The sequence below is a fragment of the Streptomyces sp. NBC_01237 genome (genome assembly GCF_035917275.1).
Classification (GTDB): Bacteria; Actinomycetota; Actinomycetes; order Streptomycetales; family Streptomycetaceae; genus Streptomyces.
Window position 1 is genome coordinate 4,933,460 of sequence record NZ_CP108508.1, and the last position, 11,909, is coordinate 4,945,368.

The 11,909-nt window shown below is 72.6% G+C and carries 11 protein-coding genes and 3 pseudogenes; 6 read left to right on the forward strand and 8 right to left on the reverse strand.

The features are described 5' to 3' along the window. Positions 1-11: 11 nt before the first annotated feature. The 4 genes and pseudogenes from OG251_RS21875 to OG251_RS21890 all read right to left on the reverse strand — a co-directional run. Positions 12-641 (reverse strand): annotated as a pseudogene (locus tag OG251_RS21875) (HAD family hydrolase); the annotation flags it as partial. 115 nt (positions 642-756) lie between these two features. Continuing rightward, positions 757-1,254 (reverse strand): TIGR03618 family F420-dependent PPOX class oxidoreductase, encoded by a 498-nt coding sequence (locus OG251_RS21880; RefSeq protein WP_442818427.1) that lies wholly within the window; start codon positions 1,252-1,254, stop codon positions 757-759. A gap of 165 nt (positions 1,255-1,419) precedes the next feature. Next, positions 1,420-2,775 (reverse strand): annotated as a pseudogene (locus OG251_RS21885) (MFS transporter); the annotation flags it as partial. A 263-nt stretch (positions 2,776-3,038) separates the two neighbouring features. After that, positions 3,039-3,527 carry a MarR family winged helix-turn-helix transcriptional regulator gene (locus OG251_RS21890; protein WP_326678760.1) on the reverse strand — a complete coding sequence of 163 codons (489 nt, stop codon included), beginning with the start codon at positions 3,525-3,527 and terminating at the stop codon, positions 3,039-3,041. A 268-nt stretch (positions 3,528-3,795) separates the two neighbouring features. On the opposite strand from OG251_RS21890, the pseudogene OG251_RS21895 reads away from it, so the two are divergent. The 3 genes and pseudogenes from OG251_RS21895 to OG251_RS21905 all read left to right on the forward strand — a co-directional run. After that, positions 3,796-4,101: pseudogene (locus OG251_RS21895) on the forward strand (hypothetical protein); the annotation flags it as partial. Between the two features lie 184 nt (positions 4,102-4,285). Further along, positions 4,286-4,768 carry a SigE family RNA polymerase sigma factor gene (locus OG251_RS21900; protein WP_442818428.1) on the forward strand — a complete coding sequence of 161 codons (483 nt, stop codon included), beginning with the start codon at positions 4,286-4,288 and terminating at the stop codon, positions 4,766-4,768. Next, positions 4,765-5,343 carry a PASTA domain-containing protein gene (locus OG251_RS21905; protein WP_326678762.1) on the forward strand — a complete coding sequence of 193 codons (579 nt, stop codon included), beginning with the start codon at positions 4,765-4,767 and terminating at the stop codon, positions 5,341-5,343. The genes OG251_RS21900 and OG251_RS21905 overlap by 4 nt, the downstream gene beginning before the upstream one ends. Positions 5,344-5,699: 356 nt before the next feature. On the opposite strand, the gene OG251_RS21910 is transcribed toward OG251_RS21905, so the two are convergent. Continuing rightward, a complete protein-coding gene (locus OG251_RS21910) occupies positions 5,700-7,004 on the reverse strand; it encodes an MFS transporter (protein WP_326678763.1) in 1,305 nt (434 codons plus the stop codon). Between the two features lie 65 nt (positions 7,005-7,069). Between OG251_RS21910 and OG251_RS21915 the strand changes: the two genes are divergently transcribed. Continuing rightward, positions 7,070-7,537, forward strand: a complete 468-nt coding sequence (locus OG251_RS21915) for a MerR family transcriptional regulator (protein ID WP_326678764.1) — start codon at positions 7,070-7,072, stop codon at positions 7,535-7,537. A gap of 89 nt (positions 7,538-7,626) precedes the next feature. On the opposite strand, the gene OG251_RS21920 is transcribed toward OG251_RS21915, so the two are convergent. Next, complete coding sequence (locus OG251_RS21920; protein ID WP_326678765.1) at positions 7,627-8,223, reverse strand: DUF4240 domain-containing protein; 597 nt, start codon at positions 8,221-8,223, stop codon at positions 7,627-7,629. Positions 8,224-8,464: 241 nt separating this feature from the next. On the opposite strand from OG251_RS21920, the gene OG251_RS21925 reads away from it, so the two are divergent. Next, positions 8,465-8,920 (forward strand): DUF3995 domain-containing protein, encoded by a 456-nt coding sequence (locus tag OG251_RS21925; protein ID WP_326678766.1) that lies wholly within the window; start codon positions 8,465-8,467, stop codon positions 8,918-8,920. An 11-nt stretch (positions 8,921-8,931) separates the two neighbouring features. On the opposite strand, the gene OG251_RS21930 is transcribed toward OG251_RS21925, so the two are convergent. Continuing rightward, positions 8,932-9,963, reverse strand: coding sequence for a saccharopine dehydrogenase family protein (locus tag OG251_RS21930; RefSeq protein ID WP_326678767.1), 1,032 nt, complete (start codon positions 9,961-9,963; stop codon positions 8,932-8,934). A 96-nt stretch (positions 9,964-10,059) separates the two neighbouring features. Between OG251_RS21930 and OG251_RS21935 the strand changes: the two genes are divergently transcribed. Continuing rightward, on the forward strand, positions 10,060-11,007 hold the full coding sequence (locus OG251_RS21935) for a helix-turn-helix domain-containing protein (RefSeq protein ID WP_326678768.1): 948 nt from the start codon (positions 10,060-10,062) through the stop codon (positions 11,005-11,007). Positions 11,008-11,156: 149 nt separating this feature from the next. On the opposite strand, the gene OG251_RS21940 is transcribed toward OG251_RS21935, so the two are convergent. After that, complete coding sequence (locus tag OG251_RS21940) at positions 11,157-11,870, reverse strand: hypothetical protein (protein WP_326681352.1); 714 nt, start codon at positions 11,868-11,870, stop codon at positions 11,157-11,159. Between the last annotated feature and the right edge of the window lie 39 nt (positions 11,871-11,909).

Consider the following 11,909-nt stretch of genomic DNA (forward strand, 5'->3'; position numbering starts at 1 on the left):
AAGGGGCGTCGGCCGGACCGGAAGGCGCGGATGTCGCCGACCGCGTCGCGCAGCGTGGTGAAGTGGCGGTGCGCTCCGGTCGAAGTGCCTTGGGTGACAGGCGAGTTCACCGACCATACGGTCATCCCGGCCGCCAGCCCCGCCCGCACCCCGGACGGGGCGTCCTCGATCACCAGACAGTCCGCCGGGTCGGCGCCCAGCCGCTTCGCCGCCAGCAGGTACGGCACGGGGGACGGCTTGCCCTCCTCGACCGAGGCCGCGTCCACGATCACCTCGGGCAGCGGCAGCCCCGTACGGGTGAACCGGCCGCGCACCCGGTGCTCGTAGTTGGAGGTCACCAGGGCCCAGGACCCGGCAGGCAGGGCGGCCAGGAGGTCCGCGGCGCCGTCGAAGGCGCTGTACGCACCGTCGCGTACGTCGTCGTCCTCCAGGGAGTGCAGCAGGTCCAGGCAGGCGTGCGGGTCCCGGTCCGGCGCGACCTCGGCGAAGGTCTCCATGGGCCGGGTACGCAGGGCCGTGCGGTACACCGTGTCGGGGTCGAGCCCGTACCGCCGGGCCCAGGTGCCCCAGATCCGGCGCTGGTTGTCGAGGGCGTCGATCAGGGTGCCGTCGACATCGAGGAGGACGTACTTCGCGCTCACTTCAGATCTCCGTCCGGCGCTTCGGGTCCGCGTCCAGGGTTCCAGCAGGTCCGTCGGGTCCGGCAGGTCCGGCGGCCACGTCGCTCCGGTCCGGTCCGTCCGGCAGGTCAGATTTTCATCCGGGGACGATTCCGTCGAGCTGCCGGCCAGGTTCCGGGCCGAGGTCCGGGTCAGGCCCCGGCCCATGACGCCGGTCCGGTTCTCCGTCCTGGGCCGGAATGTCCAGGGCCGTCCCGTACAGCCGGGAGACCTTGATCCGGATCACCACGCGACGCTCCTCCACCACCTGTTCGAGGAAGGCCGCCTCCTCCGCCCGGTCCTCGAAACCCGGGGTCAGGGAGAGCAGTTCGCGGCCGACCGCGTCACCGGGCATCGTGGTCGCTCCCGACACCTCCGCCTCTCCTTCGGCCACGGCGAAGGACCAGACGTCGGGACCCTGGACATGGAGCGCGGCGCGTGGATTCCGGCGCAGCCGGCGTGCCTTGAGGCGGTCGGCGGTCGTGGAGACGCGCAGGACGCGTTCGCCGGCGTCCCAGCGGTAGAGGACGGTGGACAGGTGCGGGTGTCCGGTGGACCGGACGCCCGCGAGGACTCCGAACTGCTGCTCGCCCAACAGCCGGGAGAGTTCGCTGTCGGTGAGGACGCGCGGGGCGGGCCTGCCCTGCGGTGCCGCCTCGTCCTGGGCCGGAGCCTGTGCCCCGGTCGTGGTCGCGTTCCCGGTCGCGGGCGCGGCCCCGGCGGCTGCCTTCGCTTTCGTGTCCGCTTCCGTGTCCGCCTTCGCGGCAACCGCCTTCGGGGTGTGCCGCAGCATGACGAACGCGACCGCGAACGCCGTGACCAGGAGCCCCGTACCGACCGTGAACGCCAGGTGGTAGCCGCCGGTCAGCGCCTCGGCCGGGCGGTGGCCTTCGCCGAGAAGGCTGTCGGTCCGGCCCGCCGCGAGCGTGGACAGGACCGCGACACCGAGCGCCATGCCGATCTGCTGGGTGGTGTTGAAGAGCCCCGAGGCGAGGCCCGCGTCGTCGTCCCGCGCCCCTGACATGCCGAGCGCGGTCAGTGCCGGGAGGGCGAGCCCGAAGCCCGCCGCCAGCAGCATCACGGGGAGCAGATCGGTGACGTAGTCCGCTCGCACCGGCACCCGCGCGAGGAGACCGAGGGCACCGATCAGCAGGGCAATACCGGCCAGCAGTACGGTGCGTTCACCGAACCGGGCGTTGAGCCGGGCCGAGGCGCCCAGCGATACGGCTCCGATCGCGACGGCGGCAGGGAGCATCGCGAGCCCGGTCTCGGCGGCCCCGTATCCCAGCACCTTCTGGAGGTGGAGGGCGACGAGGATCTGGAACGCGAACAGGGCCGCCACCATGAGCACTTGGACCAGGTTGGCACCGGAGACGCTGCGCGACCGGAGGATGCGCAGCGGCATGAGCGGCGTCCGGGCGGTGGCCTGGCGGACGACGAACCCCGCGAGCAGGGCCAGGGCGAGCGCGCCCTCGCCGAGCGTGGGCGCCGAGGTCCACCCGTACTCCCCGGCCCTGACGACGGCGTGGATGCCCAGCATCAGTCCGGCGGTGACGAGCAGGGCGCCGATCAGGTCCACCCCGGCGGCGAGCCCGGAGCCGCGGTCGGCGGGCAGGACGCGGAGCGCGATCACGAGGGCGGCCGGCCCGATCGGCAGGTTGATGAAGAAGATCCAGTGCCAGTCGAGGGCATCGGTGAGGACGCCGCCGAGCACCTGCCCGATCGAAGCCCCGGCCGCACCGGTGAACGAGAACACGGCGATGGCCCTGGCCCGTTCCCGGGGTTCGGTGAACAGTGTGATGAGGATGCCCAGGCCGACCGCGGAGGCCATCGCGCTGCCGATGCCCTGGAGGAACCGGGCGGCTATCAGTACCGCCGGGCTCGCGGCCGCGCCGGCCAGCAGCGAGGACGCGGTGAACACGGCTGTCCCGGCCACGAACACGCGCTTGCGCCCGATCAGGTCGCCGAGCCGCCCGGCGAGCAGCAACAGGCTGCCGAACGCGATTAGATACGCGTTGACCACCCAGCTCAGTCCGGCGGGGGTGAACCCCAGGTCGCTCTGGATGGCCGGCATCGCCACGGTCACGATCGAACCGTCGAGGACGATCATCAGCATCCCCGTGGCGATCACCCCGAGGGCGAGCTTGCGGACGCGTGGCGTGGGCGGGGCGGAGGGTGCGGGGGGTTCAGGCGGGGCGTCGGTGGCGGCGGCGGCGGAGGGCGGTGCGGGGAGGGGAGGAGCGGAGGCGGGGCGCGTGACGACGGCGGACATCGGTCTTCTCCTGTCGGTTGAGGCGACAGGTTTGACCGTAGCAGATGGTTTTGTTGCGGACTATTTCTTTCGGTTCTTCTTTCGGGTGTTCCCCCGGAGGCCGCTCCCTACTTCTTGTTCTGGCGTGCCCTTCGTACCGGCCGGGGGTTCTCCGCGGGCGTGGCCAAGTGGTCGTCGGCCAGTGCGTTCAGGGCCCGGAGCAGGACCTCGCGATCGGTGGCGGCGAGCGCGGCCAGCGCTTCCCGGTGAACCCGGTCGACGATCGCCTGACTCTTCTCGGCGAGCCGGGCGCCCTCCTCGGTGACCGCGATGATCCTGGCCCTCCGGTCCCGGCTGGAGGGACGCCGTTCGGCGAGACCGGCGCTCTCCAGGGCGTCCACCGTCACCACCATCGTGGTCTTGTCCATGTCGCCGATCTCGGCGAGCTGGATCTGGGTGCGCTCCTCCTCCAGGGCGTGGACCAGTACGCAGTGCATACGGGCCGTGAGGCCGATCTCGCCGAGCGCCGCCGACATCTGGGTCCGCAGTACGTGGCTGGTGTGGTCCAGGAGGAAGGAAAGGTCGGGTGCGGTGCGTGCGGGTGTCATGGCGGTCATGCCTGCCAGCGTAACAATTCGGTCCGTGGCGGATCGTCCAGAAGGGGATGTTCCCTTGGTCGGGGACGGCGCCGGGGTCGGGTGTCGGGGGTCGAGGCCCGAGACGGCGCCGGGGAGCGCTCATCCGGCCTCGGGGAACATCGGTACAGCGGTTGGCGCTGAGATTGATCATGGTCGGCTAGCACACCGGCCGGTGGCTCCGCTGAGGTTCGCGGAGAGATCGCCGGGCGGGTGCCAGGGCTGGCTACGGTCCGCTCGTGCCGGTGGAGTGGACGTGGCCGCGCTGTGGGCAGCCGTGGGGGAAGTGGCCCCGCGCGCCGCCGTGATGAGCGCGGCGGCCACCGTGGTGACCCTGGTGCCCGAGGACGAGAACTCGGCCGAGGTCGCCATGCGGGCCGTGCTCGCGAACCGGTACGCCACGGTGCGCCCGTTCCTCGCGCTGCTGGGCGAGTCGAAGGCCCTGGACGCGGCGAGCGCCGGGAAGAGAGTCCTGGCCGGTGCGGGCCGCCCGCCCGGCGGCCCTCCGCTTCGCCGGGCCCCGCCCGCACCCCGGGCGGCAGCGGCGCGAGGTCCTGGGACATCCTTCCGCGGCTGTGATTCACGTCACTGCCGGCGGCTCGGTGCAGCACCCGGCCCCGTTCCGCCGTCATGGGGGCAGTGATCGGGACGGGACGAGGAGAGGAGGTCGGCGGGTGAGGTTTCGCAGGAGCGGTCCGGGCATCGGATTCACGGAGTTCGTCGCACAGCGGTCGGGAGCGTTGTTCCGCACCGCGTATGCGCTGACCGGTGACGTGCACGTGGCCGAGGATCTGGTGCAGGAGGCGCTGGAGCGGGCGTGCCGACACTGGCGGAAGGTCGCGGTGGCGGACTCGCCGGAGGCGTACGTGCGCAAAGTGCTGGTCAACCTGGCCAACGACCGCTGGCGGCGGCTGTCGCGCCTGGGCGAGCGCCCCGGGCTGTCGGGGGTGCCCGAGACGGCCGACCCCCGGGACCGGTTCGGGCAGGTGGATCTGCGCGCGGAACTGATCGAGGCACTGCTCGGGCTGCCGATGGGCATGCGCAGCGTGGTGGTCCTGTACTACCTGCACGATCTGGACGCCCGGCAGGTCGCCGGCATCCTGGACATCTCTTCGAGTGCGGTGAGGTCCCAGCTCGCCCGCGGCCTGGCCAAGCTGCGCGATTCCGTATCGGGCGCCCAGGCGCCGCACACCCCGTCGGCCGCTTTCGGAGGTACGAAGTGAGGAACACGTCGTCAGGACCCGCCCCGTTCGAGCCGGGCCTCGAAGCCGAGCTGCGTGCCGCGGTGGCCTCCTTCGCCGACGGGCCGACGGCGCCGGTCGTCGATGCGGCCGCGATCGAGCGAGTCGTCAGCCGCAGCCGCACCCGCCGGGCGCTCCTCGGCACCGCTGCGGCGTGCTGCGTGCTGGCGTGCGCCACGGTGGGGTTCTTCGCGCTGAAGCCCGTGCCGCCCGCGCCCGGCGCCTCCCCGTCCCTGTCTTCACCGGCGAACGGGGCGTGCACCCCGCTCGCCACCGGCACCCCCAAGAGCGGAAGCGCCGATGCGACTCCGACACAGGAGCGGGAGCAGACCGCGGGAGGGGGCATCGCGCTGCCGGACCTGGCCGGCATGCCGGTCGAACAGGCCGGAAGCCTGCTGCGCGGACTCGGACTGAGCTGCACGATCATGCGGCACACGGACTGGAACGCTCCCGCCGGGCAGGTGATCAGCAGTGACCCCCGGGGCGGCGCAGAACCGGTGGCACCGGGCTCGTCCGTCCTCCTGCTGGTCTCGACGGGCAAACCCGGCAGAACCTGAGCGACCGGGCCCTTCGGCCCGCGCACCGGCCGAGTGACCCAGGGGCCGGTGCCGGGCAGTCCGTCGACCGCGGCGCACCGGCTGGACGCCCGCCCCTCCGGGCCGCTGCTGGGCTTTTCCGAGGGGCGCGTGCGGGGAGGGGAGTGGGGGGAGGGCTCCTGCCGGTGGGGCGCAGGGCCGTGGCGTCGGCGGAGCATGCGCGCACAGACGCTCCGCCCGTGCGCGCGCCGACCGCCGACTCCCCGTCCCGGCCCAGCGCAAGGCCCGCCGCGAGTGCGAGAACCGGGTCAGCGCGCTCACACCCTGACCATGATCGTTCTCAGCGCCAACCGCTGTACCGATGTTCCCCGAGGCCGTCATCCGCGCGGTGCGTGGCCGCGTACGGCGGGAAAGCCGTGGATGCGAGCGGCGATCACCACGATCAGCACCGGAAGCATGAGGGCGAGAGCGCTCCAGGCCAGCGAGGCCGGCCCGAGGAGCCCGAGCAGGAGGCCGCCGGCGACCCCGCCGCCCGCCATCGCCACGTTCCACAGGGTGACGAGCATGGCCTGTGCGGCGTCCGCCGCGTCGCCTCCCGCGTCACCCGCGGCGGTCTGGAGAAGGGTGGGGGCGCCGCCCCAGCCGAGTCCCCACAGGGTTACGGCGGCATAGACCAGCGCCGGACTGCCGGCCGGCAGGGCCAGGGCGGCGGCCGCCACGGCGACCAGGAGGGCCCCCGCGACGGTGAGTGCCCGCAGCCGTCGGCCGATCGTGGCCCCCACGACCCAGATGCTCACCAGCGAGGCGGCGCCGAAGACCAGGAGGACGAGATCGGTGGAGCCGCCCATGCCGAGGCGGTCGAGGTACGAGGCGATGTACGTGTAGAGGACGGTGTGGGCGAGGACGAACATCAAGGTGACGAACAGGACCGGTGTCACGCCCGGAACGCGGAGCGCGTGCAGGACCGGCGCCCGTCCGTTGCCGGGCCTGCCGGGCAGATCCGGGGCGGACACGGCGATCCAGGCGAGCAGCACCACGGTCAGCACGCTCATGGCGAGGAAGGCCACCCGCCAGCTGAGTACGGTGCCGAGGAAGGTCCCGGCGGGTACGCCCAGCGACAGGGCGACCGGAATCCCGGCCATGGCGATCGCGACGGCCCTGCCGCGCAGACGCGCGGGCACCATACGGCGGGCGTACCCGGCCAGCAGTGCCCAGGCGAGGCCCGCGGCCACCCCGGCGGCGAACCGGGCCGCCATGGTGAGGGGGTAACTGCCGGAGAGCGCGGTGACCGTGTTGGCGACGGCGAACCCCGCCATCGCGGCGAGCAGCAGCCGCTTGCGCCGCCATCCCGCCGTGGCGGCGGTCAGCGGGATCGCCGTGAGCGCGGTCCCGATCGCGTAGACGGTCACGGTCTGGCCCATCGTGGACTCGCCGACGCCGAGGTCGGCGCTCATGGCGGGCAGCAGCCCCGCGGGCAGGGTCTCGGTCAGGCTGGTGATGAACACGGCCGTGGCCAGCGCCAGTAGTGCGGACAGGGGGAGGGCGCGCTTCCCGGCGGTACCGGCCTCGGCGGCCTCACCGGCCTCACCGGTCTCGCCGCCGTGAACGGCGTCACGGGCGGCATCGGCAGCGGGACCGGCGGCTGTACCGGCAGGGATTCGGGTGGTGTTCCGGCTCGTCATGCTGCGTATGCTCGAACCTTCACACTGATGTGAAGGTCAATGTGACGCGATGTGAGGTGGGACACATGCGTATCGGAGAGCTGGCGGAGCGCACCGGCACGTCCAGGCGGCTGCTGCGTTACTACGAGGAGCAGGGCCTGATCGTCTCCGACCGTTCCCCGAACGGCTACCGCGACTACGACGAGTTCTTCGTGGACCGGGTGCAGCAGATCAGGGGACTGCTCGACGCGGGGCTGCCCACCCGGATCATCAAACAGATCCTGCCGTGCCTGAACAAGCCCCGGATCATCCACTTCCCCGACGCGACGCCGGAGATGCTGGCCACGCTGGAGCATGAGCTCGACCGCATGACCGAACGCATCGCGTGTCTCGCCCGCAACAGGGACGCCGTGGCCGAATACCTGGACGAGGTACGCCGCGACGAGGCAGGCCGCGACGACCGTGCGGACGGACGGCCGGGCGCCCGCACGGCCGGGCGCCCGGACCGGGAGGGTGCCGCCGTCGCCGACCACGTACCGGAGAAGGCGACCTGACCGGAAGCCAGCCGACGACGGCCGACGCCGTCCGACCTGACCGACGTCACCCGGCTCGACCCGATGTCAGCCAAAGGCCCGACCCGATGTCACCCGGCGTCGCGCTCCGGCAGCGGGAACATGCTGCTCAGGCGGGGCAGCCGACGGGCCGCTTCCGCCGGGTCCCGTACGTCCCACTCCTCGCCGCTCGGCTCGGGGTTGCAGGGGAGTGCGATGCCCTCGGCGTCCAGCGCCTCCTCAAGACCTTCCTCCTCGCCCGTCAACTTCTCGAACGCCTCGGCCGCGACGTAGTCCAGGCTCTCCCAGTCGGGCCACTCGTCGTCCTCCCAGTCGCTCATGGGCCGGCCGGTCAGCCGCTTCAGTTCCGGTTCGTCCGCCAGCGCGTCCGGATCGGCCAGCACCCTCTCGTAGCCCTCGCGGCCGAGCCCCACCACCCAGAACTGGAAGTACCAGAAGCTGTCGTCGGAGCACCAGCCGCCGTGTATCTGCTCGGCGACCGCCCACATGTTCCAGGTGTCGACCCGTTGCCGCACGCGGTGCAGGTCGATCTGGAACCGCACGACGTCCTGCGCCGACCGCTGCGCGAGCCGCTCGCGCAGCAGGTCCGTGCGTGCGTCACGGGTGTCGGCCCGCTGCCGGGAATCCTCGATCAGCGACCAGAAGTCCTCGAAGCTCTCCTCGTTCATGGCAGCACTCTGACAGCCGGGTACGACAGTGACCGGTGTCCTGTTCCTGTTCCCGTTCCTGGTGGGGCTCGTGGCGACCCCGCCGATCCTCGGCATGGGCGCGATCTCCGGTTCACCGCCGACTCCGGCAGCCTCCTCACCGCCACCGCCACCGCCACCGCCACCGCCACCGCCACCGTCCTGCTCGATCGAGCCGCGACCGCCGCACGCCGGGAGAGGGCGCACGCGTAGCTTGAGGGCCATGACTGTCGAGCGCGCTGCCACCCGGATGTCCGCCACGACGCTGACCGCTCTCGCCTGTCTGCACGTCGCCTGGGGTGTGGGTTCGTCGTGGCCGCTGCCCGACCGTGAGGCGTTCGCGGACGCGGTGGTCGGCCGTCCGAACCCGCCCGGCCCGGGGGCGTGTTTCGCGGTCGCGGGTGCGCTGGGGGCCGCCGCGCTCCTGGTCGCGGGCCGGCCCCGGAGCCGCCCGGCACTGTCCCGCCTCGGCGCGGCCGGGGTCGCGGGCGTACTCGGTCTGCGTGGCGCGGCAGGGCTCTCGGGCCGGACCGACCTGCTGTCCCCGGGATCGTCCTCGGCCCGCTTCCGCCGCTTGGACCGGCTCGCCTACTCGCCGCTGTGCCTGGCGCTGGCGGCCGTGACGGCGGTCGCCGCCGGCTCGCACGGGCGCCCGGAGGCCGGGGCGACCCGCCCCTGACGCCCGGCCGGTCAGTGCGGAAGCCCGACCGACAGATGCGGGGCCAGCGCCCGGAGGAAGTCCGGCGCGTCGAACATCGCACCGGCCGAGGCCACGCCCGTCGTCCGCGTGCGCCCGGCCAGGATGCGCCGGACGGCCTCCACCACGAGTGGGGCGGTGACCGCGTAGATGTCCTGGCCACGGGCCGTGGCGCGTCGCTCGACACCACCCGCGCGGACCAGGACGTCGACGACGAAGGTCTGGTCGGACCGCCCCAGGGCGTCGACTGCCTCCGGTGCCGGTGTGTCCTCCCCGGCCAGGTCCCGCGCGGCTTCGACGGCCATGTGGGTGCGGACCTCCGGCACGGCCAGGTGGCTGGGGACGGTGACGACATCGGCCATGGTGAACTCCGAGATCACCGTGCGTCGGCCGAGCGGCTCCGGGAAGAGCCAGTCCTGTTCCGAAGCCTTGTCGTCGTGGTACCGCAGCGCGCCGTCCGTGAACCGCACCCGACGGCCCGCCCGGCGCTCGTGGGACACCTGCCCGGCCGTCCGGGTGCCCGCGGTGGGGTGCCAGCCGCTCAGTCCGTACGCGATCTGCACCTCGTCCGCCGCGGTCCACCCGCCCATCGCCGCGGTCACCAACAGGTCGCCCAGCCCGCCGTAGAAGGCCATGGCCGGCACCACGGGTACGCCCGCCCTACGGGCCGCTTCCGCGTAGTCGGCGAACATCGCCGCGTTGGCCTCGATCTCCGCCGCGACATCGACGTACGGGATTCCCGCGCGCAGGGCCGCCTCGACGACCGGGCCGCCCGTCACCGCGAACGGTCCGGCGCAGTTGACGACGGCCGCCGCACCCGCGAGGGCCCGGTCCAGGGAGCTCGCGTCGTCCACGGTCGCGGGCCGCACGTCCACGCCCGGCCACTCGGCCGCCCGCGCCTCCAACTGGGCAGCGTCACGGCCGGAGATGATGACGGCGAAGCCACGCCTTCGCAGTTCGGCGACGATGAACCGCCCCGTGTGCCCCGTCGCCCCGTAGACCACCACTGCCGCTGTCGTACGCATCGTTCCCCCGTCTCGATGTGCTGATGGGGTCAGTCTTGTCGTAGGCGGTACCCAGCGGTGATGGTCAGGAACGACATCATGCGTACACTTTCGGACATGCCAACTGTCGCGCTGCTGACCGCCGGTCATCTGCTGCACTTCGAACTGGCAGTGGCCTACGAGATCTTCGGCAATCCCCCGCGTGAAGCCACGGACGGCTGGTACGACGTACTGCTCTGCGGGCCCGGACCGGTGCGGGTCGGCCCGTTCATGGTCGAGCCCGACGACGGGCTGGAACGTCTGGCAGTTGCCGACACCGTGATCGTGCCCGCGTGCGCCGACATCGACGAGCCGCCGCCGGCGGAGCTGATCGAGGCCGTGCGGGCGGCCCACGACAGGGGTGCCAGGGTCGCCTCGCTCTGCACCGGGGCGTTCGTGCTCGGCGCCGCGGGTCTGCTGGACGGCCGACGGGCCACCACCCACTGGGCCCATGCCGCGGAGCTGAGCGCACGTCATCCGCGGGCGGAGGTCGACCCGGACGTGCTGTACACCGACAACGGCAGCGTGCTCACGGCCGCGGGCAAGGCCGCCGCCGTGGACCTCTGCCTCCACCTGATCCACCTCGACCACGGCGCCGCCATCGCCAACTCCGTGGCCCGCCGTCTGGTGATGCCGCCGCATCGGCCCGGCGGCCAGGCCCAGTTCGTGTCCACGCCCGTGCAGGTGACGGGCGACCACGTACTCGCCCAGCTGCTCGCCTGGGTCCAGCAGCGGCTGGACCAGCCGCTGACGGTGACCGACCTGGCGCGGCGGGCGAACACGAGCCCGCGCCATCTCGGCCGGCAGTTCCGGTCGGTGACCGGGCAGACGCCGCTCCAGTGGCTCCTGACCCAGCGTGTACGCCGCGCCCAGGAACTGCTGGAGGCCACCGACGAGAGCGTCGAGGCGGTTGCCCTCGCCACCGGTATGGGCACGGCCACGACACTCCGGCGCCAGTTCAAACGGATCGTCGGGGTGCCGCCCGACAGCTACCGGCGCGCGTTCCGCAGCGCGAACCCTGCCTGACCGTCACGGGTGTCCGCTCCCTCGGGAGGTGAACCGGCTTCGGCGACCGGGCCTCCGCAGCAGTCCGGGACCACTGCCGGGAGGACACGGCGGGGTCCGGGACGAGCGTGGAGCCGAGTGGGCGGGCCGAGCCGCGTGGCGGGGAGGCGTCAGACGTTGTACGGGACGGCCTCGTTGCGCTTGGTGGACCAGTTGGTGACGATGGGCTTGTCCACGGTGGCCATGTCGGGGAGTTCGAGCTCGGCGGGGTTGGGGTCTTCCTCGGTGGTGGAGACGATGACGAAGTCGAACTCCGTGCCGCCCTCGCCGTCCGTGGTCTTGGGGTTGATGCCGGCGTACGCGACGGCGGAGCCGGAGAGCTTGATGGGGTCTTCGCCGCCCTGTCCGACGGGGGAGGCGACGCCGTCGGCCCCGGAGCCGAAGGAGACGCTGGGGGTGTTGACGTCCAGGTAGCAGGTGATGCCGGACTTGGCCTTGGCGGTGACGAGGTAGTGGCTGATCGGCTGGGCTTCCCAAGTGACCGTGAGGTCCAGGTCGTTGGTGCCGCAGGACTGCCCGTAACCGCTCTTCTCGCCGCTGTCGGACGCGCTGACCTGCTCGGTGGAACCGCCGGTGGCGGAACCGCTGTTACCGGAGCCGCCGGACCCGGAGACCTTGGAACCGGAGCCGCCGGTGGTGGAGGGGCTGTCGCCGGAGGAGCCGTTGTTCCCGCCGGTGCCGGCGGACGCGGCGGCGGGGGCCGCGGAGCTACCGGCGTTCGTGATGTCCTCGGGGTTGCAGGCGGTGGTGGTGGCAGCGAGGGCTGTCACGGCCGCGGCGGCGAGGACGAGACGGGCGGAACGGGCGGCGAGACGCGAGCGCATCATGATCTCCAGCGGCTGTCGTGTGCGGTGTTTCCTGCT